This is a genomic window from Micromonospora sp. CPCC 205739 (assembly GCF_036906795.1).
Taxonomy (GTDB): Bacteria; Actinomycetota; Actinomycetes; order Mycobacteriales; family Micromonosporaceae; genus Micromonospora.
On record NZ_JBAKHS010000053.1, the window covers coordinates 1 to 1,327 of the forward strand.

Annotated in this window: 2 protein-coding genes; both read left to right on the plus strand. The window is 65.9% G+C overall.

Annotation, left to right across the window (positions count from 1 at the left end):
• The first annotated feature begins 123 nt into the window (after positions 1 to 123).
• Entirely contained in the window at positions 124 to 561 is a 438-nt protein-coding gene (locus V6U88_RS30105) for a hypothetical protein (RefSeq protein ID WP_334458288.1), read from the plus strand.
• A complete protein-coding gene (locus V6U88_RS30110) occupies positions 561 to 1,004 on the plus strand; it encodes a hypothetical protein (RefSeq protein ID WP_334458289.1) in 444 nt (147 codons plus the stop codon). The genes V6U88_RS30105 and V6U88_RS30110 overlap by 1 nt, the downstream gene beginning before the upstream one ends.
• The last annotated feature ends 323 nt before the right edge of the window (positions 1,005 to 1,327 follow it).

The following is a 1,327-nucleotide window of genomic DNA, read 5'->3' on the forward strand; positions in this document are numbered from 1 at the left end:
CGGCGTCTCTCACCGCTCCCCACCCTCCGTGGACCTCTTGCGGACTGGATGCGGACCGTCCCGTTGACGGGGCGCCCTGGCTCGAGCTGGGGACCTCATTTTGGAAGGGCGAAGATCGCGGCCGTGCTGGCGCTGGAGATCCAAACACCGTATCCTTCGCGGGTGTCACAGCCGGGGTCCCGTTTCATAGCGGCGCGGTTGCTTGTGGTCGGACAGCTATCGATGGTGGCGCTCTACGTGTCAGGCGCGCTCGTTCCTTACCTTGTGAAGTTCACCTTCCAAGGGACCGATCACTGCTCGCCCGGATGTCAGGCGCCCGGCGATGTGTTCGACGGGCCGATGTTTGTGTTGCTGATTCCAGCCATGATCATCACGATTTTGGGGCCGATGGCTGCGGTCCTCTCCCTACTGATGTCGTTCACCTCGCTGGCTCGGCGGCGTCGGGAGATGTCGAACGCTCTGCGGCGCTGGGTTTTCGGGGCGGCCGGGCTCACGCTGGCCTTTCTCGTCTTCACGCTGTTGCCGCCGGGTCGGCTGCTGCTGAACTGGGTGCTGGACTGATGACGAGCGGACTGTGGCGGACGCAGCTGGCCCTAGTGTGGGCTTTCGGGCTCGCGGTGTTCTTCGTCCTCTTTGGGCTTTTAGGTGGGCCGCACGGCGGGAATAGCAACAGCGTGTACGACATGGTGTACGCGCCGCTGAGTGAGGGGCAGTCGGTACGCGGCTCGCTGGCTAATCCGATCGCCTGGTTCACGGTGATTGCCATGGTGGTGGCCTGGCTGTCTCCGCTACTCGCAGCGTTTCTTGCCTGGCGGGGCCGGCGCGCGCTGAAGGGCGAGGGAGAGCAGGCACTGCGGGACCGGATCCGGGCCGGCACCGTCGCCGCATTCGTCATCGCGGTGTCCTACCTGACGCCGGTCGGCTGGACGCTTGTCTACGGGCTTACCCGCTGGACGATGATGAACATCTGGGGCGAGGGCCCAGACGCGGCACCGTTGGGCTAGGCCACGCCCGAGAGCAGGGCCCAGCCGACCGACCGTCGGACCGAATCGGTCAGATGAACAACAGCTCGGCGCCGTCGGTCAGAATTAGGCCCGACAAACTGCTTAGCGGATCTCCTCGTCGGGCAGTTGTAGACCGTCCAGCCTCCCCGGACGGGGACAAGGTGGAGCGCCCTACCGGACGAACGACCTTGGCCCCGTCCGGGGAGGCTGGTAGCCCTTGTGGTGCCCGGCGAGGTGATCCCCCCCGGCTGATCTCTGAGGAGGGCCGGGGTTCGGGGCAGAGCCCCGAGGTCTTCAAGACTTGGTCGTCCGAAGCGTGGCCG

Excerpts from the sequence above, each read along its gene's own strand:
- V6U88_RS30110 (WP_334458289.1), top strand. The coding sequence starts at position 561 with ATGACGAGCGGACTGTGGCGGACGCAGCTGGCCCTAGTGTGGGCTTTC.